The following is a 23,520-nucleotide window of genomic DNA, read 5'->3' as shown; positions in this document are numbered from 1 at the left end:
GCCTCGTCGTCCGAGCCGACGGCGTAGAGGGAGACCACCGGGCCACCGAGCTGACAAGGCCGCCCCCGTACCTGCGGGCCCGCGCACAAGAGGCGGTGGCGCGGGCTGCGGCACCATCCGTGCATGACGGACGTGTTCGCGCGACGCCCCGAGACCGAGCCCGGTCTGCCGTTCTACGCGGACGGAGTGCCGCCGTCCCCGTCGGTGCCCCGGGTGCCGCTGTCCGCGCTGCTCGACGACGCGGCCCGCCGGTTCGGGTCCCGCGCGGCGCTGTCCCACGAGGGCCGCAGGACCGGTTTCCGCGCGCTGCGCCGCTCGGTGGTGGGGGTCGCGGCGGCACTGGAACGGCTCGGGGTGGGGCGGGGGACCTGGGTGCTCACCGTGCTGCCGGACTGCCCGGAGCTGGTGGTGCTCTGCCAGGCGGCATGGCGCGTCGGGGCGGTCCTGGTGCCGTGGGACCCGGCGGACCACCGGTCGGCGGGCGCCGTCGTCGCGGGCCGGGCGGGGCCGGTGGTCGCCGTGGTGCCGCGCGAGCTGGGCGACGAGGTCGCCGGGACGTGGGGCTGCGACGTGATGGTGACGGTGGATGTCGCCCGGCCCCGCTCCGCACCGTCCGGCGCCGTCGGCCGCCCGCGGGTGAAGCGCCACCGGACCACGGTCGCGATCCGCTGGGGCGACCTCGACGGCCGCGGCACGGGATCGCTGCCCCCGGCGCGGGACCGGCCGTGGTCGCGCGGCCCGGAGCCCGACGACATCGCGGTGGTGCGGTACGGGCGTGGGGGCGCCCCGATCGCTCTGCGCCACCGGCACCTGGTCGCGGCCGCGCATCAACTGGCCTGCTGGTATCCGGAGTTGTCCCGGCGCCGGGGGCGGCTGCTGTCGCTGGCGCCGCTGTGGACGGTGCAGGGGTTCGTCCTCGCGACACTGGCGGCGCCGCTAGTGGGGGCCCGCACCGTGCTGGTGCCGGACCCGGCTCCGGCGGCGGTGCTGCGGGCCGCGCGGCGGGCCGCGCCGACCGTGCTCGCGGCGTCGCCCGCCGCTCTGGTCCGGCTCCTGGACCGGCCCGCGCACGAGCGGGAGGCGCTCGCCACGGTCCGCGCGGTGCTCACCGCTCCGCTGGACCCGGCGACCGGGCGGCGGGTGCGGGAGACCTTCGGCGCCCGGATCGTGGAGGCGTACGGGCCGGACGCGGCGTGCGGCGTCGCGCTCGCCAATCCGCCCACGGCGGACGCCCGTTCGGGCACGGCGGGGCTCGCGCTGCCCGGCACCCGGGTGCGGATCGCGGTGGAGGGGACCCTCGCGGCGGACGCGCTGCCGGGGCACGCGGGCGAACTGCTGCTGCGCGGCCCCCAGGTCAGCAGGCTCCGCGTCGGAGAGGTCGAGGACGGGCTGCCCGACGGCTGGCTGCGGACGGGTCGGCTCGCGGTGCGCGGGCCCGACGGCTTCGTCACGCTCCTCGACGGCGGCGACGGCGCCGGTGGCGCCCCGGGCGGCGGAGCGCGATGAGGGTCACCAGCGCGCCGAACAGGACGCAGGCGGAGGCCAGTTGGAGTCCGTTGTCGTAGCCGTCGAGGAAGGCGCTGCGCGGGTCGGCGCCGCCGCGCAGCGCGTCGCGTTCGGTGCGGGTGAGCACGATGCCGACGAGGACGACACCGAACACACCGCTGATCTCCCGTGCCGCGCTGACCAGCCCGGACGCCATGCCGGTGCGGGTGGCGGGGACGCCCTCGACGGAGCGGACGGTCAGCGGCGTGGTGAAGGCCGAGCCGACGCCGATCAGCAGCAGCCCCGGTTGCAGCTCCGCGTACGAGGCGTGCGCGCCGGTGCCGGAGACGAGGAGGAGGCCCGCCGCGACCAGCGCGAGTCCGGCGGCGATGGACCGGTGCGCGCCGACGAGGCGGGCCGCGCGTTCCGCGAACGGGGTGCACACCAGCAGCGCCCCGGCCAGCGGCAGGAACGCGAGGCCCGCCTTCACCGGGGAGAAGCCGAGGACGTGCTGGAGGTAGAGGGCGGTGAAGAAGAAGACGCCGTTGACGCCGATGCCCCACAGCACCTGCGCCGCGACACCGCCGACGAGGAACCGGTCGCGCAGCATCCGCAGGTCCACCAGGGGGAGGAAGGTGCGGGTCTCGACCACCAGGAAGGCCGCTCCGGTCGCCGCCGCCAGCCAGAGGCACAGCGGGACGGGCGGGGTGCTGAAGGTGTGTTCGCCGCCTTTGACCAGGGCGTAGGTGAGGAGGAACAGGGCGAGCGCGGAGAGGGCGACGCCGGGCAGGTCCAGGAGTGCGGGCAGGCGGGCGGCGCGCCGTCCGCGGGCGGCGGGGACGGCCGGGACGAGGAGCAGGGCGAGCACCCCGAACGGCACGTTGAGCAGGAACACCCAGTGCCAGCCCCAGTGTTCGGTGACGAAGCCGCCGATGACCGGGCCGAGCGCGAGGGCGACGGCGAGCGAGGCCGTCCACAGCCCCACGGCGGTGGCGCGGCGCCGGGCCGGCAGGTCGGCGGCGACGACCGCGAGGGACGCCGGGATGACGAGGGCGGCCCCGGCGCCCTGCACGGCGCGGGCCGCGACGAGCGCGGTGCCGCTGTCCGCGAGGGCGGCCGCCGCCGAGGCGAGGGTGAACACGGCGATGCCGACGGCGAGCACCGGGCGGCGTCCGACGAGGTCGGTGAGGCGGCCGCCGGCCAGCAGCAGCGCCCCGAAGGACAGGACGTAGCTGGTGGCGACCCATTCCAGGCCGGCGACGCCGAGCCCGAGGTCGTCCTGCACCGTGGGCAGCGCCACGTTGATGACGGTGTTGTCGAGCGTGGTGAGGAATCCGGCCAGGGACAGCAGGACGAGCAGTGCCGACAGTCGTCCCCGGTGCATGTGCCGCTCCCCTTCCGCCGGGCCTGTCGGTCACCGGGATTCTCCGGTCCCGACCGGCGGTCGCACTGCTGCGCGGGATGCCCATTCCGGGTGCGCCGATTGTCATCCGGCTGACAGCCGGGGCCCGGCGAACTGTCACCGTCTCGTCTTTCTGCCGCACACGCCGAAGCGGAATCTTGGGCCTCTGCCCCACCGTCCGTCACCTCCGTGGAGTTGCCGTCATGACCTCCCCGACGACTGACCCGACAGCCGCCGCCCCTGCGGGCGGGCCGCCCGATGACGCTGCCGCGCCGCTGCTCACCGACCGGCTGCGCCACTGGGCGGCGGAGCGCGCCGCACGCCGGGCCTTCACCCAGGTCGACTTCCCCGAGCCGCACTCCCCCGGTGTGCACCGGACCCTGGGCTGGCGCTCCGTGGACGAGCGGGCCCGCGCGGTCGCCGGGCTCCTGACGCGGGCGGTGCGCCCGGCGGACCGGGTCGCGCTGCTGCTGCCGCAGGGCCTCGACTACGCGGTGGCGTTCCTGGGCTGCCTGTACGCGGGGGTCGTCGCGGTCCCGCTCTTCGGCCCCGAACTGCCCGGCCACGAGGGACGGTTGGCGGCGGTTCTGGAGGACTGCGAACCGGCCTGCGTGCTCACCGATCCGCCGTCGCGGGGATCCGTGGAGGCGTTCGTCGGCGGCCGCGTCCCGGTGCTCGACACGGGTGGGGCGGGGGCGGGCGTGCCGGTGGCGGAGCTGCCGCGCCCGGCGGGCGACGACGTGGCGTATCTCCAGTACACGTCGGGCTCCACCCGCAGCCCGTCCGGGGTGATGGTGACGCACGCGAACGTCGTCGCCAACGCGCGTCAGGCGGTGACCGCGTTCGGCGCCGCGCCGGGCCGCTCCACGTCGGTCGGCTGGCTGCCGCTCTTCCACGACATGGGGCTCGTGCTGAGCGTGGCGGCGCCCGTGTACGCGGGGTTCTCCTCGGTGCTGCTCGACCCGGTGGCGTTCCTGGAGCGGCCCGCGCGCTGGCTGCGCCTCCTCGGCGGCTATCCGGGCACGATCAGCGCCGCGCCCAACTTCGCCTACGACTACTGCGTCACGCGCGTCGACGCCGAGGAGCTGGCCGGGCTGCGGCTCGACCGGGTGGCGGCGCTGCTCAACGGCAGTGAGCCGGTGCGGCCCGGGACGCTCGAGCGGTTCCGGACGGTGTTCGCTCCGGCGGGGCTCGCGCCGGGGGCGGTGTGTCCCGCGTACGGCCTCGCGGAGGCGACCGTGTTCGTGACGGCGGCCGACCCCGCGACGGCGTCGGCGGCGGTGGAGTGCGACGCGGCGGCGCTCGCGGCGGGCCGGATCGAGCCGGGCGGGACCGCGCGCCTGGTCGACTGCGGCCGGCCGGTCGGCCAGGAGGTGCGGATAGCGGATCCGCTCACGGGCGCGGAACTCGGCGCGGACCGGGTCGGGGAGATCGAGGTGCGCGGGCCGAACGTCGGAGCGGGCTACTGGAAGCAGGCCGGGCGCACGGCGGAGACGTTCCGCGACGGCTGGCTGCGCACCGGCGATCTGGGGGCGCTGCACGACGAACGGCTGCTGGTGACGGGCCGCCTCAAGGACCTCATCGTCGTCGACGGCCGCAATCACTATCCGCAGGACGTGGAGGAGACCGTGCAGTCCGTGGTGGACGTGGTGCGCAGGGACCGGCTCGCGGCCTTCCTCGTACCGCGCCCCGGCGGGGTGGAGGAGGGCGAGGAGCTGGTGGTCGTCGCCGAGGTGCGGCGCGGCGGCGGTCCTGACGGTGCGGCGGTGCGGGCCGCCATGGTGGCGGCGCGCGGCGCGGTCGCCGCCGGGCACGGGCTGCGGCTGGCCGATCTGGTGCTCGTCCCGGCGGATTCGGTGCCGCGCACGTCGAGCGGGAAGGTCGCGCGGGCGGCGTGCCGGGAGCGGTTCCTCGCCGGGGATCTCCGGCCGTTCCCGGCGGGGGTGGCGGGATGAGCGGCGCCGAGCGGATCCGCGAGCTGCTGGTCACCCGGCTCGGCGCCTGGTACGGGGTGCCGCCCGAGGAGGTGACGGACGACCGGCCGCTCGCCGAACTGGGCCTCACCTCGCGGGACGCCGTCGCGCTCACCGCGCTGCTCGGGGAGGCCGTGGGACGCCGGCTGCCGGCGACCCTGCTGTGGGAGTCGCCGACCCCGGCCGCGCTGGTGGCGGCGCTGACCGGGCCCGAGGAGCCGCTTGGGGACAACCCGCCGCCGAAGAGCGGGAGTTCGGCGGTCGCCGTGATCGGTCTCGGCTGCCGCTTCCCCGGCGGCGCCGACTCCCCGGCAGCGTACTGGCGGCTGCTCACCGAGGAGCGGGACGCGGTCACGACGGTGCCCGAGGGGCGCTGGGACCCCTTCGTGCCGCCGGGCTCGGCGCTGCCCGCCGACATGAGCCGGCACGGCGGCTTCCTCGTCGACGGAACCGGCGACCAACTGGCCTCCTTCGACGCCGAGTTCTTCGGGATCGGCGCCGACGAGGCCGTCGCGCTCGACCCGCAGCAGCGGCTGCTCCTGGAGGTGGCACGGGAGGCACTCGACCACGCGGCGCTGCCCGCGCCGTCGCTCGCGGGGTCGCGGACCGGGGTGTTCGTGGGGGTCAGCGGCACCGAGTACGCCCATCTCACGGCGGCCCGGCCGGAGTCGGTGACCCCGTGGACCGCGTCGGGCGGCGCGCTGAGCGTGACCGCGGGCCGGCTGTCGTACCTGCTGGATCTGCGGGGCCCCTCGCTGGCCGTGGACACGGCGTGCTCCTCGTCGCTGGTCGCCGTCGACCACGCGGTGCGCAGTCTGGCGGAGGGTTCGTCGGACGTGGCGCTCGCGGCCGGGGTGAACGTGCTGCTGTCGCCGGCCGTGACGCTCGGTTTCCAGCGGGCGGGCGCGCTGGCGGCGGACGGCCGCTGCAAGGCGTTCGACGCGGCCGCCGACGGCATGGTGCGCGGCGAGGGCTGCGGGGTCGTCGTCCTCAAGCGGCTCGCGGACGCGGAGCGCGACGGCGACCGGATCCTCGCCGTGATCACCGGGACCGGGGTGAACAGCGACGGCCGCTCCAACGGCCTGACCGCGCCCAACGGCTCCGCGCAACGCGCCCTGGTGCATCACGTCCACGGCGCCGGGCGGGAGTTGGTGGACTACGTCGAGGCGCACGGCACCGGCACCCCGCTCGGCGACCCGGTCGAGGCGGCCGCGCTCGGCGCCGCGCTCGGCCGGGGCAGGTCCCCGCAACAGCCCCTGCTGCTGGGCTCGGTGAAGACGAACCTCGGGCATCTGGAGGCCGCCGCCGGGATCGCCGGGCTCATCAAGACGGTGCTCGCCCTGCACCACGACGAGCTGCCGCCCCAGCTGCACTTCACCGCGCCCGGCCCGCACCTGGACCTCGACGCGCTCGGCCTGCGGGTCGTCGCCGAGCCGGAACCGTGGCCCCGCTACTCGGGCACGGCGACGGCCGGCGTGTCCGCGTTCGGGTTCAGCGGCACGAACGCGCATGTGGCGCTCGCCGAGCACCGGGCCCCGCTCCCGGCCCAGGCGGGCCCGGCGGACCGCCCGGCGGTGCTGCCGCTCGACGCGCCGACCCGTTCCCGGCTGCGCGCCCAGGCGGGCGAGCTGGCGGACTGGCTCGACTCCCCCGGCAGCGCTCCGGCGCGCCTCGCGGACGTCGGCAGGACCCTGGCGGGCCGGACCGGCCGGGGCCGGGTGCGGGCCACCGTCGTGACCCGCGACCGGGCCGAAGCGGCGACCGCCCTGCACCGCTTCGCCGCCGGCTCCCCGGACGCCCGCCTCGTCACGGCCGACCGGCCGCCCCTGCGCGCGGGGGCCCCGGGCCCGGTGTGGGTGTTCTCCGGCTACGGCTCGCAGTGGCCCGGCATGGGCCGCCGGCTCCTCGCCACCGAGCCGGTGTTCGCGGCCACCGTCGACCGGCTCGAACCCGTCCTGCGCGAGCACGCGGGCATCTCCCTGCGCGCCGCGACCGAACCCGGCGCCGACCTGTCCTCGCCCGCCGTCGTCATGCCCGTCCTCTACGGACTCCAGGTCGCGCTCGCCGAGCTGTGGCGGTCCTACGGGGTCGAGCCCGCGGCGGTGATCGGCCATTCGCTCGGCGAGATCGCTGCGGCGGTCGCCACGCAGGCACTCGATCCGTCGACGGGCGCGCGCATCGTCGCCGTGCGGTCCCGGCTGCTGGCGACGCTGCGCGGCGGCGCGATGGCCGTGGTCGACCTGCCCGCCGACCACGTCACCGATGTGGCGGGCGCGTTGCCGTCGGTGCACATCGCCGTGCACTCCTCGCCGGAGCAGTGCGTGGTCACCGGTTCGGCCGACGACGTGGCGGCGCTCGTCGCCCGGGTCACCGGCGACGGGGGCTTCGCGCGGGCCCTGCCGGTGACCGCGGCGGGGCACTCGCCGGACGTGGAGCCGCTGCTCGACGAGTTCGCGTGGGAGCTGGGGACGGTGCCCTGCGGGCCGCCGCTGTGCCGCCGCTACTCCACGGTCCTGGACGACCCGCGGGCCGGCGACCCCTGCGACGCGGCGTACTGGCGGCACAATCTGCGCCGCCCGGTGCGGTTCGCGCAGGCGGTGCGCGCGGCGGCCGAGGACGGGCACCGCGTCTTCGTCGAAGTCGCCCCGCACCCGACGCAGTTGCATCCGCTGACCCGCACCCTGGAGGCGGCGGGCGCGCCGGACGCGCTGATCGTGCCGACGCTGCGCCGCGACACCGACGACGCGCTCGCGTTCCGCACCTCGCTCGCGTCGCTGCTCGTGCACGGGGTGCCGGTGCCGTCGGCGCGCGAGACGCTGCACCCCGGCGGCCGGATCGTCGACGTGCCCCCGCCGCGCTGGCGGCACCGCCGGTTCTGGTTCGGCGAGACACCCCCGGCACCGGCCCCGGAGCCGGACTCCGAGCCGAGCGGCACGACCCCGCTGGACCGGCTGCGGATCCTGGTCGCGGGCGTGATGGGCTTCGGCGCCGACCGTCTCGACCCGGACGTGCCGCTGACCGAACTGGGCCTGGACTCCCTCACCGCCGTGCGCATCCGGACGGCGGTGGAGCGGGAGTTCGGGGTGCCGGTGGAGCCGGGCGCCCTGCTGCGGCAGGGAACACTGCGGGGCGTCGCGGACCTGCTCGACGGCACCGAGGGCGCGGCCGCACCGCGCCTCCCCGACCCCGCCGCCTCCGTCTCCGCCGTGCACACCGGCACCCCCGGCCTGCTGCGCACGTTCCCCGGCGACGGCCCCGGCGCCCCGCTGTTCCTGTGCCACGCCGCGGGCGGTTCGAGCGACGTGTACGGGCGGCTCGCCGCGCGGCTCGACGGGCGGCACCCGGTGTTCGGCTTCGACCGCGTCGAGCGGCCCGACGACGTGCCGGCCCGGGCCGCCGAGTTCGCGGACCGCGTCCGCGCGCTCAGGCCCGAGGGCCCCTGGGCGGTCGGCGGCTGGTCGTACGGCGGGCTCGTCGCCCAGGAGACCGCGCGGCTGCTGTCCCGGCACGGCGCGGTCCCGGCGCTCGTCCTCGTCGACTCGGTGCTGCCGCTCCCGGCGCCCCTGGACCGTACCCCGGCCGACGGGGCGCGGCGCCGCTTCGCGGACTTCGCCGCGTACATCGCCGCCACCTACGGCGCCGAACTCGACCTGCCCTACGAAGCGTTGGGAACACTGGACGACGCCGGGCAGGTCGACCTGGTCCTCAAGCTCCTGGAGCAGGCCGTCGAGCTGCCCGCGTCCGTGCTCGCGCATCAGCGGACCTCGTACCTCGATCTGCGCAGCGGCGAACGGCACACGCCGCGCCCCTACCCGGGCCGCACCCTGCTGTACCGGGCGACGCTGTCCGCGCCGCACACGGTGCGCGACGTCCGCTACGAACGCACCGACGCCGCGCTCGGCTGGGACGCGTACTGCCCCGATCTCACCGTCACCCCGCTCACCGGCCACCACCTGGCGCTGCTCGACCCGCCGGTGGTCGACGAGCTGGCCGCCGCCCTGACGCGCGACCTCGCCGCCAACTGAACCTGCTCACACCTCACTTGGAGTCCTCATGCGCCGTCCCCGCAGACCGGTCCGCGCCCGTTCGACCGCGCTCGCGGCCGCCGTCGCCCTCCTCGCCACCGGCGGCGCGCTCGGCGTGTCGACGGCGCAGGGCGCGCCGGTGACGGCCGTCGGGCAGGGGGTGCGGGCCGCCGACGGGGCCACGATCGTCGGGCAGACCTGGCTCGACGAGCGGACCGTCGATCTGACCGTCCGCTCCCCCGCCGTGGGCGCCGACGTGCCGGTGCGGGTCCTGCTGCCGGCGTCCTACGCGAGCGCGCCCGACCGGGAGCGGCCCGTCCTCTATCTGCTGCAGGGCGCGCACGACGACTACACGTCGTGGACGCGGGAGACGGACGTCGAGACGTTCCTCGCCGACCAGGACGTCATCACGGTCATGCCGTCGTCGGGTCCGACCGGGATCCCCACCGACTGGTGGAACTTCGGGCGGAGTTCGCCCGACTACGAGACGTTCCAGGTGGACGAGGTGATGCAGCTGCTGCGCGGCGCGTTCCACGCGGGCGGGCGGCGGGCCGTCGCCGGGGTGTCCACGGGCGGGTACGGCGCGCTGGCGTTCGCGGCGCGCAGGCCCGGCACGTTCGCCGCGGCCGCCTCGTACAGCGGCGTCCTCGACACGACCGCGCTCGGCATGGTCTCGGTCGTGAGCGCGATCGTGGCCCGTGAGCTGCAACTGCCCGGCAGCCTGTGGGGCAGCGCGCTCCTCCAGCGCGCGAACTGGAACGCGCACAACCCGTACGCCCTGGCCGACCGGCTCAAGGGCACCCGCCTGTACCTCTCGCAGGGCAGCGGCGTCCCCAGCGACGACTTCGGGAACCTCGAAGGCGCCGTCCTGGAGGGCACGTTGTGGGGTCAGGCGAAGAAGTTCAGCGCACGCCTGGCCGAGCTGGGCGTGCCCGCGCAGACCCATCTGTACCAGGGCGGCACGCACGCCTGGTCGTCCTGGCAGGGCGAGTTCGAGGCGTCGTGGCCGACGCTCGCGGCGGGCCTCGGACTCACCGGCAACTGACCCCTCCCCACGCCCGGAAGGAACGTCATGGAACTTGATCCGCTCGCCCAGGCGGTGCTGGCCGACGCGCCGCCCGACACCCTCGACCGGTTACCGGTCCCGGAGGACTACGTGGCCGCGCATCTGCGGGCCGAGGACGTCGGCACGTTCACCGGAGTCGACGACAAGGACGTCCGCAAGTCGATCCACGTCGGCCGGGTCCCGATGCCCGAACTCGCCCCGGACGAGGTGCTCGTGGCGGTGCTCGCCAGCGGCATCAACCACAACACCGTGTGGTCGGCGATGTTCGAGCCGCTGTCCACCTTCTCCTTCCTGGAGAAGTTCGGCCGCGAGGGCGGCTGGGCGGCGCGGCACGACGCCCCGCAGCACGTCATCGGCTCGGACGCGGCCGGAGTGATCGTGCGGGCGGGCGCGGGCGTGCGGCGCTGGCGGGTCGGCGACCGGGTGGTCGTCTCGCCCGTGTACGTCGACGACGAGGACCCGGCGACGCACGCCGACGGCATGCGCGGCGCCTCGCAGCTCGCCTGGGGTTTCGAGACGAACTTCGGCGGCCTCGCCCACTACTGCGTCGCCCGGGCCAACCAACTCCTGCCCAAACCAGCCCACTTGACGTGGGAGGAGGCCGCCAGCAACCCGCTGTGCGCGGGCACCGCGTACCGGATGCTCGTCAGTGAGCGGGGTGCCCGGATGAAGCAGGGCGACGTCGTCCTCATCTGGGGCGCGGCGGGCGGTCTCGGCGCGTACGCGGCGCAGCTCGTGCGCGGCGGTGGCGGCATCGCCGTCGGCGTCGTCGGCAGCGAGGAGAAGGCGCGCGCGGCGAAGGAGTTCGGCTGCCACGTCGTGATCGACCGGCGCGAGATCGGCCTCGACGGCCGGGTGCCGGACGACCCGTCCGTGCCGGGGCGCCGGCTCGGCGCGCTGATCAGGAAGGCGGTGGGCGAGGACCCGCACATCGTCTTCGAGCACGTCGGCCGGGCCACCTTCGGCGTCTCCGTGTACGTGGTCGGTCGCGGCGGCACGGTGGTGACGTGCGGCTCGACGACCGGCTACCAGCACGAGTTCGACAACCGCTACCTGTGGATGCGGCTCAAGCGCGTCATCGGCAGCCACGGCGTGAACCTCGACGAACTGGCCGCCATGCAGCGCCTGGTGGAGCTGGGCCGGCTGCGGCCCGCGCTGTCGGTGACGTATCCGCTGGAGGAGACGGCGGAGGCGGCCCGTCTCGTGCAGAGCGGACGGCACATCGGCAAGGTCGGGGTGCTGGCGCTCGCACCGCGGACCGGACTGGGAATCAGCGGGCCCGCGCCGGTTTCCTAGGGGTCGGTGAGCATGGGGGCCGACAGAACTGTCAGTTACATGACACCGTTCGGCTCGGCGGGAGGCTACGTCTGGCGCCCGGGGCGCGGGGACACCACCATGGCGTACCCCCGCAGAACCCCTACAGATTCCCCCCAGGATCCCCGCCTCTGCTGGAGACCCCCATGACCACCGCTCTGGCGCATCCGTTCCCCTCCGCGCCTCCCCCGCACGAACTGCGCCGTCTGCTCGGACGGTACGTCCCGGCCGCCGTCGCGGAGATGGAGCGCGAGGTCGCCGCCCGGCTCCCGGCGTACGCCGCCGCGTTCGACCGCACCGGGGACTTCTCGGTGCACCGGGTGGTCGACCGGACCGTCCGTCTGTTCTTCGCCGCGCTCGGCACACCGGGACCCGGCGGCGCCGCCCCGCTGTCGGATCTCACCGCCTTCTACGAGCGGATCGGGGCCCTGCACTGCCGGGCCGGCTATCCGGTCGACACGCTGGGCACCGCCCTGGGCGTCGCGGGCCAGGTGGCCCGCAGACGGCTGATCAGGGCCGCCTACCGGTTCCGCTGGCCGGAGTCCACACTCGAATGCCTGATCGAGACGACGTTCGTGCTGATCCGCACGGCGACCGAGTCCGCGCTGGGTGGCTTCGCCCAGGAGGACGGGCCACGCTCGGCGCTCGACGGGCGGCGGGCCCGGCTGCGGGACGCGCTGGTCGCCGACCTCACCGTCGACAGCGCCTCGCTCACCGCGCTCGCCGATGCGGCCGCCTGGCCGCTGCCGGACGCCGTCGCCGTGGTCGCCCTGCCGCCGGGCACGGTGCCGCGCGCGGCGGCCCTGCCCGACGAGGTGCTGGTGCAGGACGCGCCCGAGGCGCCGTATCTGATCGTGCCCGGCGAACGCGCGGGGTTCCCGCTGCTGCGCACGAGGGGCGCCGCGCTCGGCCCCGTGGTGCCGGTCGACCGGGCCGCCGACTCGCTGCGCTGGGCGCGGCACGCCGTCGACCTGGTCCGCCGCGGGGTGCTGCCCGCGGGCCGGCCGCTGCGCTGCGCCGACCATCTCGCCACGCTCACCGCGTCCCGGTCCGGTGATCTGCTCGACGCGGCGGCCGTCCGGACGCTCGGACCACTGCTCGACCTGCCCGAGCGGCGCAGGGGCCCGCTCCTGCGCACCCTGTTCGCCTATCTCGACAGCGGCGACAACGCCGTGGTGACGGCCCGGCGGCTTTACGTGCACGAACAGACGGTGCGCTACCGGCTGCGGCAGATCGCCGAGGTCACCCGGGACGCCCAGCCGAGCGGGCAGGGCCGCCTGGACACGATGCTGGTGCTCGCGCGGCTGCTGGGGAACGGCGGGGCCGCGGCGTGATCGCGGCTCCCCCGCATGCGGGGCTCGGGTGGATCTCCGGGGCGGATCGGTTCTACGGTCGAGGTCACTGATCGTCGTACCCCTCGCGGAACACGGAGCTGACCCCCATGTCGAAGATTCTTTTCGTCGTCACCGGCGCCGACCACTGGACCCTCGCCGACGGCACCCGGCACCCCACCGGCTTCTGGGCCGAGGAGGCCGCCGCGCCGTACGAGGCGTTCCGGGCCGCGGGCCACGAGGTGGTCGTCGCCACGCCGGGCGGAGTCGTGCCCACGGTCGACGAGGGAAGCCTCGCGCCGGAGATGAACGGCGGCCAGGAGGGCGCCGACCGGATCGCGCGCAGCCTCGACGCGATGGCGGAGCTGCGGTCCCCGCTGAAGCTCGAGGAGGTGGACCTGGACGACTACGCCGCCGTCTTCTACCCGGGCGGCCACGGGCCCATGGAGGACCTCGCCGTGGACGCCGACTCCGGCGCGCTGCTGACCCGCGCGCTCGACTCCGGCAAGCCGCTCGGCGTCGTCTGCCACGGCCCCGCCGCGCTGCTCGCCGCGGTGCGCGAGGACGGCACGAACACGTTCCAGGGCTACGAGGTCGCCGCCTTCACCAACGAGGAGGAGGCCCAGGCCGGCCTCGCGGACCAGGCGAAGTGGCTCCTCCAGGACCGGCTCACCGACGCCGGTGTGCGGGTCCTCGCGGGCGAGCCGTGGGCGCCGAAGGTGGTCACCGACCGCAACCTCGTCACCGGCCAGAACCCGGCCTCCTCGGCGCTGCTCGCCGCGGAGCTGCTCGCGCGACTGGGCTGAGCGGGGCTCAGCCGCCGCGCCGCACCCGGGCCGCCTTGCGGGCCTCCGCCAGCTTGCGGGCCTCGCTCGACTTGCGGGAGGACCTGCCGCCGGAACCGGAACCCGAGGCGCCCTGGTCCTTGCTGCTGCCCAGACCCCGGAACGGCGCGTTGTGGTTCTTGGGCCGGGCCGCGGCGGGGCCGCCGTCGAGGGGGACGCCGGAGGGCTTGCGGGCGCCGGTGATCCGGCTCAGTTCCGCCTCGCCGGAGCGCACCTTGGTGGTCGTGGCGCGGACGCCGGCCTCCGCCATGACCTTGCCGGTCTCCCGGCGCTCGCCCGAGAGCACCAGGGTCACGACCGTGCCGGAGCGGCCGGCCCGGGCCGTGCGGCCCGCCCGGTGCAGATAGTCCTTCGGGTCGGTCGCCGGGGACACGTTGACCACCAGGTCGAGGTCGTCGATGTGCAGGCCGCGCGCCGCGACGTTGGTCGCCACCAGGGCGGTGACCTGGCCGTCCTTGAACTGTGCCAGGGTCCGGGTGCGCTGCGGCTGCGCCTTGCCGCTGTGCAGGGCCGCGGCGGCCACCCCGCTGGCCCGCAGATGGCGGGTGAGCTGGTCGACGCCGTGCTTGGTGTCCAGGAACAGCAGGACGCGGCCGTCGCGGGCGGCGATCTCCGTGGCCACGGCGTACCGGTCCGGGCCGTGCACGAGCAGGACGTGGTGCTCGATCGCGGTGCCCGCCCCGGCGGACGGGTCGACCTCGTGGACGGCGGGGTCGTGCAGATAGCGGCTGACCAGCTGATCGACGTCCCGGTCGAGGGTCGCCGAGAACAGCATCCGCTGCCCGTCGGGACGCACCAGGTCCAGGGCCTCGGTGACCTGCGGCAGGAACCCCATGTCGCACATCTGGTCGGCCTCGTCGAGGACCGTGATGCGCACCCGGTCCAGCCGGCAGTCCTTGCGCTGGATCAGGTCGTGCAGCCGGCCGGGCGTCGCGATCACGATCTCGGCGCCCTCGCGCAGCGCGGCGGACTGCCGGCCGATGGAGACACCGCCGACGACGGTCGCCAGGCGCAGCCGCAGCGCCTGCGCGTACGGGGTGAGAGCCTCGCCGACCTGCTGTGCCAGCTCCCTGGTGGGCACCAGGACGAGCGCGAGCGGCTGCTTGGGCTGGGCGCGCCGGCCCGCCGTGCGGGCGAGCAGTCCCAGGCCGAAGGCGAGCGTCTTGCCGGATCCGGTGCGCCCGCGGCCGAGCACGTCCCGGCCCGCCAGCGCGTTCGGCAGCGCGGCCGCCTGGATGGGGAACGGCTCGCTCACCCCGCTCTCGTCGAGCGTGCGCAGCACCTCGGCCGGCAGCCCCAGCTCCGCGAAGGACGCCACGGGCGGCAGCGCGGGAGTGGGCGTGGAGTCGGCGGGTGCTGAATCGCTCACGGAGAGCCTTCCTCTCAGGGGACCGTACCGAGGAGGGCGCGGCGGGAAACAGATCACGCTAGCACGGGGAGTACGACGGCACATACACCGCTATATGCACCCATAAAGCCATTCCATGGGATTCCATGGAGGGATGCCGCACTTCGCGATCAGCCGCCGCGCCTTCACCGCACTGCTGACGGGCTGCGCCCTGGGCGGCTGCTCGTCGGGGTCTGGGACGGCCTCCGGCCGTTCGACGCAGGACGCCGTCGGACGCGCGTACACGTTCCTGGACCGTCGGGTCGACGAGGCAGCGGGCAGCCCCGGCGGGCTGCCGCGGAGCTACACCGGCGGTTACATGGAGCGCCATCACTCCACGGTGGCCTTCACCTACGACGTCGCGCTCGTGATCATCGCGTACTGCCGGCGGGGCCGGGACGCGGACCTGGACCGGGCCGCCGCGCTCTCCCGGACCCTGGTGGCGCTCCAGGAGCAGGACGCCGAGGACGACGGAAGGCTCCGGCAGTCCTACGCTTCGGGGCGGCCGCCGTCGGGGGCGAAGGTGCCGGAGGCCGCCGCCGACGACGTCTTCACCGGCACGCTGGCCTGGGCGGGCCTGGCCCTGCTGCACGCGCACCGGGCCACGGGCACGGCCGCGTTCCGCTCCGGGTCGCTGCGGGCCGCGCGGTGGATCCAGGACCACGTGTTCCGGTCGACGGGCACCGCCGGGTACGCGGGCGGCATCACCTCCGCCGGGAAGCAGGTGGCGTGGCGCTCCAGTGAGCACAACGCCGACGTCGCCGGGTTCTTCCGGGCGCTCGGCGACACCGTGGGCGACGACGCCTGGGGCGGCAGGGCCGACACCGCGGCCGCGTTCCTCGACGCGATGTGGGACGAGGAGCAGGGCGCCTTCTGGACCGGCACCGGCACCGACGGCAGCACGGTGAACCGCAGCCCGGTGCCGGAGGATCCGCAGACCTGGTCGTACCTGGCCACCCGCGACAGCCGGCACGCGGCGTCCCTGGACTGGGCGCTGCGGCGGCTCGCGGCCGAGGACGACGGCTTCGTCGGGGTGTCGGTCAGCGACGCCGACACCTCGAAGGTGTGGTTCGAGGGGACCAGCCACGTCGTGTGCGCGCTGCGGGCCAGGAACGGTGACGGGGACGCGGCGCGGGCGGACCGGCTGCTCGCGTCCCTGCGCGAGGCGCAGGCCAGCGCACCCGGCGCGGACGGCTACGGCCTGGTGGCGGCGTCCTCCGACGGTCTGGACACGGGCGACGGCGACCGGCTCTACGCCAGTCTGCACACGGGCACCACGGCCTGGTTCGCGCTCGCCGGACAGCGCGCCAACCCGTTCGTACTGGACTGATCCCCCGGCCGCGACGGCCGCGCCGTCAGAGCAGCCACCACCAGCGGGCCACCAGCAGTGCCACGATGACCAGCACCACGCCGAGTTCCAGCCAGAACAGCCGGCGGTCGGCCCGCCGGTCCCGGCGGGTGAGTTCGCGGGCCCGCTCGGCCAGCGCCCTGTCGTCGAACGGCTCCGGCCGTTCGGGCCCCTCGTGAGCTGTCATCGCGGCGCCGCCACCTTTCCGGTCTTCTCGGTCTTGTCCCAGGTCATCTGGGCGTGCCGGAGTTCCTGGACGAACGACGCGACCAGACAGGCGGCCAGCAGCGAGCCGTATCCGGCCAGGTGCAGCAGGGGCGGCGCGAGCCACCGCAGCCGGGTTCCGGTCAGCAGCTTCGCGCACCAGGCGATGGGCATGGACAGGGCGAGCCAGGCGTAGACGCCGATCATCACGGGGTGGACCGAGCCGTCCTGCGGCAGCAGGCCGATGCGGTCGAGCAGCGGGACGAAGACCCCGGGCAGCGCGGTGATCACGAGGATGCAGATGGCGATCACGCCGGGGTAGATCAGCGCCTCGAACCAGCTGCGGCGGAAGGTTCCGGGGTCGATCACCGCCGAGAGCAACGTGATCAGCAGGTAGCAGATCAGGTTGATCACCCACAGCGCGTGGAAGCGCGGCCAGACGTGGCCGGGGTCGGTGAAGTACAGGAACAGCAGGGAGGCCGAGCAGGCCACCAGCAGCAGCGGAGTGGCCAGCAGCGAGAACCAGATCAGTCCGAACAGGAACGAGCCGAGCCGGTGGGTGCCGCCCGAGGCCCGGCCGCGGAACCAGACGCCGCGGTAGCGGCGGGTGACCTGGACGTTTCCGCGCGCCCAGCGCAGCCGCTGCTTCCACAGGCCGGCCAGGCCCGCCGGTTCCTCGGCGAGCACGGTGGCGTAGCCGTCGAAGACGACGCGCCGCCCGGCGAGCTGGGTCTCGAAGGTGGTGACGGTGTCCTCGGCGAGGGTGCTGGTGTCGAACCGGCCGCCGATCGCCTCCAGGTTGGCCCGGGTGTGGAGCTGGGCGCCGCCGGCCAGACAGGCGACGACGCCCAGCACGTTCTGGGCGCGCCGGGCGGCGGCCTGAGCGGTGATGTACTCGTAGGCGATGTAGCGGGTGAGGTAGTTGCCCTGTTTCCCGCTCCCCTCCTTGATGTACGCCGTCACGGCCCCCACCTCGGGGTCGGCGAGGTGCCGGGTCATCCGCCACAGCGCGTCGTGCTCGAAGACGACGTCGGCGTCCATGACGAGCACGGCCTCGGCCCAGTCGTCGTCCAGGACGTGGGCGAGGCCGTGGTTGAGGGTGTGGGCCTTGCCCTGGCCGCCCTGTTCGCGGCGCAGGTGCCGGACCTGGCCGGGGTGGCGGCGGATCAGCGCGTTCATCACCTCGGGCGTCTCGTCGGTGCTGGCGTCGTCGATGATGACGACGCGCAGCCGGTCGCCCGGGTAGTTGAGGGCGAGCAGGGCCTCGACGGAGCCGGTGAGGACGGGGGCCTCGTTCCACGCGGGAATGAGGATGGCGGTGCGCGGCAGGTACAGGTCGTCCCGGTCCTCGTAGAGGTGCCGGAACCGCTGCAGGCCGATGAGCAGAAACTGGATCACGCCGATGACCAGCGGCACCGCGCCGAGGAAGACGGTCACCTCGGCGGCGGTCTGCGCGATCTCGTTCAGGACGTGCATCGCTCCTCCGCCTCGGCCAGGGCCTGCCGTACCCAGGGGAAGACACCGACGGCGTCCGCCCGGTGCGCGTCGCTGCCCGCGACGAGCCGCACCCCGGCGCGGCCCAGCAGGGCCGCGGTGCGCGGGGCGGGGCAGCGCCACTTCTCGTTGAGTTCGACAGGGACTCCGTGTCCGCGGCAGGCGCGGGCCAGCGGTTCCAGGAGCGCGGCGTCGACGGCCGCCTCGTCGAGCCCGGCCTTGGGCAGCACGCTGAACAGATGGGCGACGTGGGCGCTGCGGCCCGCCGGTACCGCGCGGACGGCCCGGGCGGTGGCCCGGACGAGGAGTTCCAGCGCCGCGTCGGGGGTGAGGACGCCGGTGGCGAGCCGTTCGCGGACCTCGTCGGGGTGGGCGGGTCCGTCGGGGAGGGGGAAGCGGTGGTCGGCGAGGGCCACGTGGTCGATGCCGGTGAGGTCGTCCGGCAGGTCGATCCGGCCCGTGGTGTCCATGATCTTGGCCTCGACCCCGCAGACCAGACTGACGGGGGTGGTGATGCGGGCGGCGCGCACGGCGGCCACGTACTCGGGCAGATAGGTGGTGTCGGCGCGTACGTGATCGGTGACGATCAGGGTGCCGAGCCCGGCGCGCTCGGCGGCGGCGACGACCTGGTCCAGTGGGTCGTGGCCGTCGGAGTAGTCGGTGTGGGTGTGGAAGTCGGCGCGCAGGACCAACGGGGGCCGGGGGCTCATCGCGGGCCTCCCGCCCCGCCGCCCGCACCGGTGCCGCTCTCCGTCGCGTCTCCCATGTCGCCCAGCTCGCGGGGGTGCAGCACGACGTCCTGCCAGTGCCGGACGACGGCGGTCTCGCGGTGGGCGATCCGGTCGGGCAGGGCGGCGCCGAGGAGTCCGGCGACGGCCCAGCGGGGCATGTCGACCCCGGCGGCGACGGTGAGCGAGAGTCCGCCCGGCGGGCGGGGGTTGACCTCGAGAAGCGCGGGCCGGCCGTCGCGGTCCTCGCGCACCTGGACGTTGAGGACACCGCGCAGGCCCAGCGTGTGCACCGTGGCCTCGGCGAGCGCGGACAGCTCGGGCGCGTGCAGGACACGGCCCGCGACGACGATCCCGGAGTCGGTCTTGTCGCGGGCGCGCGGCACCGCGGCCACCACCCGTCCGGTGCCGTCGGTGAGCACGTCCACCGAGTACTCGGTGCCCGGCAGCATCTCCTGCACCAGGTACGAGCCGTCCTGCGGGAGCCGGGCGAGGCCGGCCGCGTCCTCGACGAGCGTCACGCCGCGCGAGCCGGAGCCGGTCCGGGGCTTGGCGATGGCCGGGAAACCGCCCTCGAAGCCACGGTCGGCGTTCGCGTCCGCGGGGCCGAGCAGCCGGGTGACCGGCACCCGTACGGCGCCCTCGCACGCCTGCGCGAGCCGCCATTTGTCCAGGCAGGTCTCCAGTGCCTCCGCGCCCGGGACCAGGACCCGTACCCCGGCGTCGGCGAAGCTGTCGGCGGCGCGGGCGAGCGCCACGAGTTCCGCGTCCACGGTGGGGACGAGCACGTCGACGGCGTATCTGCGGCACAGGGCCAGGGCGGCCCGCGCGAACGCCGGGTCGTCGCCGGGCGGCAGCAGCAGCCGGTAGGCGCGGGGCACCAGGTACAGGCCGGCGCCGAGCGGGTCGATGTCGGCGGCGTACCGCTCGGCCGCGCCGTCGAGGGCGCGCAGGAAGCAGACGCCGGACGGTCCGCCGGCGCCCGTGACCAGTACGCGGGGCGGCCGGCCGAGGGACGCCGCGAGATCGGGGGCCGCGGCCGGGCCGGACCGGGTCGGCTCAGCCATGGTCGCCTGCGAAGAATCCGAGCGGTGTGGCGTCACGGATGACCTCCAGGGGTTCGGCGTAGCGGGCCTGGGAGAAGCGGCCCCAGTAGCGGGCGGTCGAGCGCAGCAGGTCCTCGTCGAGGTACCAGCGGCTGCCGGCCTGGGAGCCGTGCGCCCTGATCGCGGCCAGCTTCGCCTCCAGGTCGGACTCGCTCAGCCCGACGAAGCGGTTGGGGTGATAGGAGACGGTGGCCGACGGCGACTGGTAGCAGGCCAGGCGTGGGACGCGGCGGCAGGCGACGAGCGTGGCGCGGTGCACCGCCCGGTGGTCCTGATGGGTGTCGCTGTCGGAGTGCACGAGCACGACGTCCGGCCGGGTCTCGGCCACCGTGCGTTCGATGATGCGGACGGTGGCGCTGTCGTCGGTCATGGAGCCGTCGGGCAGGTCCTCCATGACGAGGCGCGCGCCCATGACCCGCGCGGCGTCCAGGGCCTCGTCGCCCCGCCGTTCGGGGTCGCCGCCGCCTCCCCCGTGGGAGAGGGTCAGCACGGTGATGTCCCAGCCGTCGCCGGCCCGCAGGTGGATGATTCCGCCGGCACCGATCTCGACGTCGTCCGGGTGGGCGCCGACCACGAGCATGCTGACGGGCTTCGGTGCCGGGCCGGCGGCCGCGGGTACGGAGGCCTGGTGCCGGGCCCGGCCGACCGCGGCGATCAGCCCGGGCAGGTCGCCGCGTTCGACCATGTCGGCGGCGCGGCCGCGCAGGGCGGCCAGCGCGCGCCGGGTGCTCGGGGTCTCCTCGGTGACCACCACCGGTACGCCGGGGTGCTGTGCGTACCACTCGCCGAGGAACGCGGTCAGGTCGTCGTCGTCCCCGCCGAGCCCGGTGTCCCAGACGGCGATGTCCCAGGCCCGCACGGGTGACGGGGGTCTGCGTCCGGCTTCGAGGAACGCGGCGGAGGATCCGACGGTGTGCACCTGGGCCACTCCGCCGTCGCGCAGCGCCTCGGCGGCGGCGGACGCCGTCCGCTCGTCGCGGTCCGCCAGGAGGAGTCGGGCCCCGGACAGGACGGGCGGAGCGTCGTGCGCGGATGTCCCCCTGTCATCGGAACCCTGGAAAGATTGGCTGGACAAATCCGACATAAGGGCAACTGTACCGTCCGGTTCACGACCCCCGAGGGGGCCGAAAGCCTCTACGGCACATGGACGGATCCCCCGGCACTGTTTATGCCGCCAACAGCGATAAAGGGGGAGAATCGAGACCGGAGACCTGGAGGAGCCATGGCGCAGACCCGCTTCGCCCCCGACCGTGGGCTGACCTCGCGCATGGTCACGACGATGTTCTTCATCGGGCTGTTGTACGTCGTGATCGTCGGAGTGCTCGTCGTCCTGCTCAAGGGCGCGTGGGTGGTGATCCTGCTGTTCGCCGGCGCGCTGTTCGTCGCCCAGTTCTGGTTCAGCGACCGCATCGCCGCCTTCAGCATGGGCGCGCGCGAGGTCACCCCGGAGCAGGCGCCGGAGCTGCACGCCGCGGTCGACCGGCTGTGCGCGCTGGCGGACATGCCCAAGCCGCGGGTCGCCGTCGCGGACTCCGACGTGCCGAACGCGTTCGCGACCGGCCGCAACCAGAAGAACTCGATGGTGTGCGCCACGACCGGCCTGCTGCGCCGGCTGGAGCCGGAGGAGCTGGAGGGCGTCCTGGCGCACGAGCTGTCGCACGTGGCGCACCGCGACGTGGCCGTGATGACCATCGCCTCGTTCCTGGGCGTGCTGGCCGGGCTGATCACCCGGTCCGCCCTGTGGAGCGGCATGGGCCGCGGCAACCGCGACAACAACGCGGCGGCGGCCGTCCTGATCGTCACCGCGGTCAGCGCCGTCGTGTACGCCATCAGCTTCCTGCTCACCCGGCTGCTGTCGCGCTATCGCGAACTGTCCGCGGACCGGGCGGCCGCACTGCTGACGGGCCGCCCCTCCGCCCTCGCGTCGGCGCTGACCAAGGTGACCGGCCAGATGGCGCGGATCCCGACCCGGGACCTGCGCAAGGCCGAGCCGTTCAACGCCTTCTTCTTCGCCCCCGCGTTCAACAAGGAGAGCGTCAACCGGCTGCTGTCCTCGCACCCGACGCTCGAACAGCGCCTCGACCAGCTGGGCCGCATCTCGGCGCAGCTCGGCCGCCCGTAGCCACCACGGGAAGGAACCAGGACGCCGTATGGGATTCCTCGACGCCATCCTCGGCCGGAGCAAACCGGTCCGCCCCGACCTCGACCAGCTCTTCGCCCTCCCCTCGGCCGCCATCACCCTGCAGGCCGCGGCGTCGCTCGTGCCGACCGGGGCGGGGTCCGTCTGCTTCGCGACCGTCGAGGGCGGAGCGTTCGCCCGCATCCAGGAGGACATGGGCGAACTCCTCGACGGCCCCGTGACGTTCACCCAGGACGGCCTCGGCTACACGTGGCTCGAGGTGCGCCACACGCCGGACGACGTGGCGGGTCTGGTCAACGACCTGCACGCGGTGAACACCTCGCTGGAGGAGAGCGGGTTCGGTCCGCATCTGCTCTGCTCCCTGGTCGCCTTCGAGGACGGCCAGGGACGCTCCGTCGCGCTCGTCTATCTCTACAAGCGCGGCACCTTCTACCCCTTCGCCCCCAAGGAGGGGCAGAAGCGGGACAACTCCCTGGAGCTGGAGGTGCGCGCCGCCCTCACCGACGACCTGCGGGTGGAGCCGGACCTGAGCCGGTGGTTCCCCGTCTGGGACGCCCCCGGCCTGGCCTGAGCGGGGCGCGTCCGGCTACGGGAGCGTGTGCCCGGCCGCGGTGAAGAGCCGGTACCACTCCTCGCGGGTGAGCGGCAGCTCGGAGCCGGCCGCGGACTCGGCCACCCGGCCCGGGTTGGTGGTGCCGAGGACCACCTGCATGTTCGCGGGGTGCCGGGTGATCCAGGCGACGGCGACGCCGGTCGGCGTCACCTGGTACTTGGCGGCCAACTCGTCGAGTACGGCGTTGAGTTCGGGGTGCGTGTCGAGGTCGCCGATGAAGACCCCGTCGAAGAAGCCCTTCTGGAACGGCGACCAGGCCTGGAGCGTCATCCCGTTGAGCCGGGAGTAGTCGAGCAGGCCGTTGTCACGGCTGACGGACTGGTCGAGTCCCGCCATGTTCGCGGCGATCCCGGAGGCGATCATCGGACAGTGGGTGATGCTCAGCTGCACCTGGTTGGCGACCAGGGGCTGGCGCACGGCGGTCTTGAGGAGCTCGACCTGGCCCGGGGTGTGGTTGGAGACACCGAAGTTCACGACCTTGCCGGCCGTGTGCAGCTCGTCGAAGGCCGCCGCGACCTCCTCGGGCTCGACGAGGGTGTCGGGCCGGTGCAGCAGAAGCAGGTCGAGGTAGTCGGTGCGCAGGGCCGCCAGTGACTCGTCGACGGTGCGCAGGATGTGCTCTTTGGAGAAGTCGAAGTAGCCGGACCGGATGCCGACCTTGCTCTGGATGACGATCGACTCCCGCTCGGCGGCGGTGAGCTTGACGGCCTGCCCGAAGCGCTCTTCGCAGGCGTGGCGCGTGGGGCCGTAGATGTCGGCGTGGTCGAAGGTGTTGACGCCGGCGTCCCGCGCACTGCCGTACAGCGTGCGGATGTCCTCGTCGGGGAGTTCGGCGATGCGCATCAGCCCGAGGACGACGTTCGAGGCGCGCAGCTCGGTGCGGGGGAAGGAGATCGTCTTCATGCCCGCATCCTCTCAGGCAGCGCGGCGACACGAGATCCACCAGGTGCCTGCACGCAATCTTCATGGATCGTCAGAACCATTGACCCTGTTACCCGGTTATGACATGGCGATCTTGACATGCGCTGTCGGCTCGCAAGTAGGTTCGGTATGCACTGA

General features: G+C 74.6%; 18 protein-coding genes. 10 read left to right on the top strand and 8 right to left on the bottom strand.

What is annotated here, in order from left to right; all coding sequences use genetic code 11:
- Positions 1-123: 123 nt before the first annotated feature.
- On the top strand, positions 124-1,506 hold the full coding sequence (locus ABZ930_RS22425) for an AMP-binding protein (RefSeq protein ID WP_361550370.1): 1,383 nt from the start codon (positions 124-126) through the stop codon (positions 1,504-1,506).
- On the opposite strand, the gene ABZ930_RS22420 is transcribed toward ABZ930_RS22425, so the two are convergent.
- On the bottom strand, positions 1,448-2,869 hold the full coding sequence (locus ABZ930_RS22420; RefSeq protein WP_361550368.1) for an MFS transporter: 1,422 nt from the start codon (positions 2,867-2,869) through the stop codon (positions 1,448-1,450). The genes ABZ930_RS22425 and ABZ930_RS22420 overlap by 59 nt on opposite strands.
- 221 nt (positions 2,870-3,090) lie before the next feature.
- On the opposite strand from ABZ930_RS22420, the gene ABZ930_RS22415 reads away from it, so the two are divergent.
- From ABZ930_RS22415 to ABZ930_RS22390, 6 genes are all read left to right on the top strand, one after another.
- Positions 3,091-4,842 (top strand): fatty acyl-AMP ligase, encoded by a 1,752-nt coding sequence (locus tag ABZ930_RS22415; RefSeq protein ID WP_361550366.1) that lies wholly within the window; start codon positions 3,091-3,093, stop codon positions 4,840-4,842.
- Positions 4,839-8,885, top strand: coding sequence for an acyltransferase domain-containing protein (locus tag ABZ930_RS22410; protein ID WP_361550364.1), 4,047 nt, complete (start codon positions 4,839-4,841; stop codon positions 8,883-8,885). Before ABZ930_RS22415 ends, ABZ930_RS22410 begins: the two co-directional genes overlap by 4 nt.
- A gap of 28 nt (positions 8,886-8,913) precedes the next feature.
- The gene (locus ABZ930_RS22405; protein WP_361550362.1) at positions 8,914-9,930 is read left to right on the top strand and encodes an alpha/beta hydrolase family protein; all 1,017 of its coding nucleotides are present in this window, start codon (positions 8,914-8,916) and stop codon (positions 9,928-9,930) included.
- A gap of 27 nt (positions 9,931-9,957) precedes the next feature.
- Positions 9,958-11,247 carry a crotonyl-CoA carboxylase/reductase gene (ccrA, locus tag ABZ930_RS22400; RefSeq protein WP_361550360.1) on the top strand — a complete coding sequence of 430 codons (1,290 nt, stop codon included), beginning with the start codon at positions 9,958-9,960 and terminating at the stop codon, positions 11,245-11,247.
- A 164-nt stretch (positions 11,248-11,411) separates the two neighbouring features.
- Positions 11,412-12,599, top strand: coding sequence for a helix-turn-helix domain-containing protein (locus ABZ930_RS22395; RefSeq protein WP_361550359.1), 1,188 nt, complete (start codon positions 11,412-11,414; stop codon positions 12,597-12,599).
- Positions 12,600-12,706: 107 nt separating this feature from the next.
- On the top strand, positions 12,707-13,402 hold the full coding sequence (locus tag ABZ930_RS22390) for a type 1 glutamine amidotransferase domain-containing protein (protein WP_361550357.1): 696 nt from the start codon (positions 12,707-12,709) through the stop codon (positions 13,400-13,402).
- 7 nt (positions 13,403-13,409) lie between these two features.
- Here the strand turns inward: ABZ930_RS22390 and ABZ930_RS22385 are convergent, their stop codons facing one another.
- Complete coding sequence (locus ABZ930_RS22385; protein ID WP_361550355.1) at positions 13,410-14,810, bottom strand: DEAD/DEAH box helicase; 1,401 nt, start codon at positions 14,808-14,810, stop codon at positions 13,410-13,412.
- Positions 14,811-14,925: 115 nt separating this feature from the next.
- Here ABZ930_RS22385 and ABZ930_RS22380 point away from each other — a divergent pair, with 115 nt between their 5' ends.
- Entirely contained in the window at positions 14,926-16,158 is a 1,233-nt protein-coding gene (locus ABZ930_RS22380) for a hypothetical protein (RefSeq protein ID WP_361550353.1), read from the top strand.
- A gap of 25 nt (positions 16,159-16,183) precedes the next feature.
- On the opposite strand, the gene ABZ930_RS22375 is transcribed toward ABZ930_RS22380, so the two are convergent.
- From ABZ930_RS22375 to ABZ930_RS22355, 5 genes are read right to left on the bottom strand one after another with little or no spacing between them, the layout of a single operon-like run.
- The gene (locus ABZ930_RS22375) at positions 16,184-16,363 is read right to left on the bottom strand and encodes a hypothetical protein (protein WP_361550351.1); all 180 of its coding nucleotides are present in this window, start codon (positions 16,361-16,363) and stop codon (positions 16,184-16,186) included.
- Positions 16,360-17,856 carry a glycosyltransferase family 2 protein gene (locus tag ABZ930_RS22370; RefSeq protein ID WP_361550349.1) on the bottom strand — a complete coding sequence of 499 codons (1,497 nt, stop codon included), beginning with the start codon at positions 17,854-17,856 and terminating at the stop codon, positions 16,360-16,362. Before ABZ930_RS22370 ends, ABZ930_RS22375 begins: the two co-directional genes overlap by 4 nt.
- Positions 17,844-18,584 (bottom strand): PHP domain-containing protein, encoded by a 741-nt coding sequence (locus tag ABZ930_RS22365; RefSeq protein ID WP_361550347.1) that lies wholly within the window; start codon positions 18,582-18,584, stop codon positions 17,844-17,846. Before ABZ930_RS22365 ends, ABZ930_RS22370 begins: the two co-directional genes overlap by 13 nt.
- The gene (locus ABZ930_RS22360; protein WP_361550345.1) at positions 18,581-19,669 is read right to left on the bottom strand and encodes an ATP-grasp domain-containing protein; all 1,089 of its coding nucleotides are present in this window, start codon (positions 19,667-19,669) and stop codon (positions 18,581-18,583) included. Before ABZ930_RS22360 ends, ABZ930_RS22365 begins: the two co-directional genes overlap by 4 nt.
- A complete protein-coding gene (locus ABZ930_RS22355) occupies positions 19,662-20,792 on the bottom strand; it encodes a PIG-L deacetylase family protein (protein ID WP_361550343.1) in 1,131 nt (376 codons plus the stop codon). The genes ABZ930_RS22360 and ABZ930_RS22355 overlap by 8 nt, the downstream gene beginning before the upstream one ends.
- 138 nt (positions 20,793-20,930) lie before the next feature.
- On the opposite strand from ABZ930_RS22355, the gene htpX reads away from it, so the two are divergent.
- A complete protein-coding gene (gene htpX / locus ABZ930_RS22350) occupies positions 20,931-21,830 on the top strand; it encodes a zinc metalloprotease HtpX (protein ID WP_361550341.1) in 900 nt (299 codons plus the stop codon).
- 28 nt (positions 21,831-21,858) lie between these two features.
- Entirely contained in the window at positions 21,859-22,419 is a 561-nt protein-coding gene (locus ABZ930_RS22345) for a hypothetical protein (protein WP_361550339.1), read from the top strand.
- A gap of 15 nt (positions 22,420-22,434) precedes the next feature.
- Here ABZ930_RS22345 and ABZ930_RS22340 read toward each other — a convergent pair whose 3' ends face one another.
- Complete coding sequence (locus ABZ930_RS22340; protein ID WP_361550337.1) at positions 22,435-23,364, bottom strand: aldo/keto reductase; 930 nt, start codon at positions 23,362-23,364, stop codon at positions 22,435-22,437.
- Positions 23,365-23,520 lie beyond the last annotated feature (156 nt).

Source organism: Streptomyces sp. NPDC046716 (genome assembly GCF_040645755.1).
GTDB lineage: Bacteria > Actinomycetota > Actinomycetes > Streptomycetales > Streptomycetaceae > Streptomyces.
This window is presented reverse-complemented; position numbering and strand designations above follow the sequence as displayed.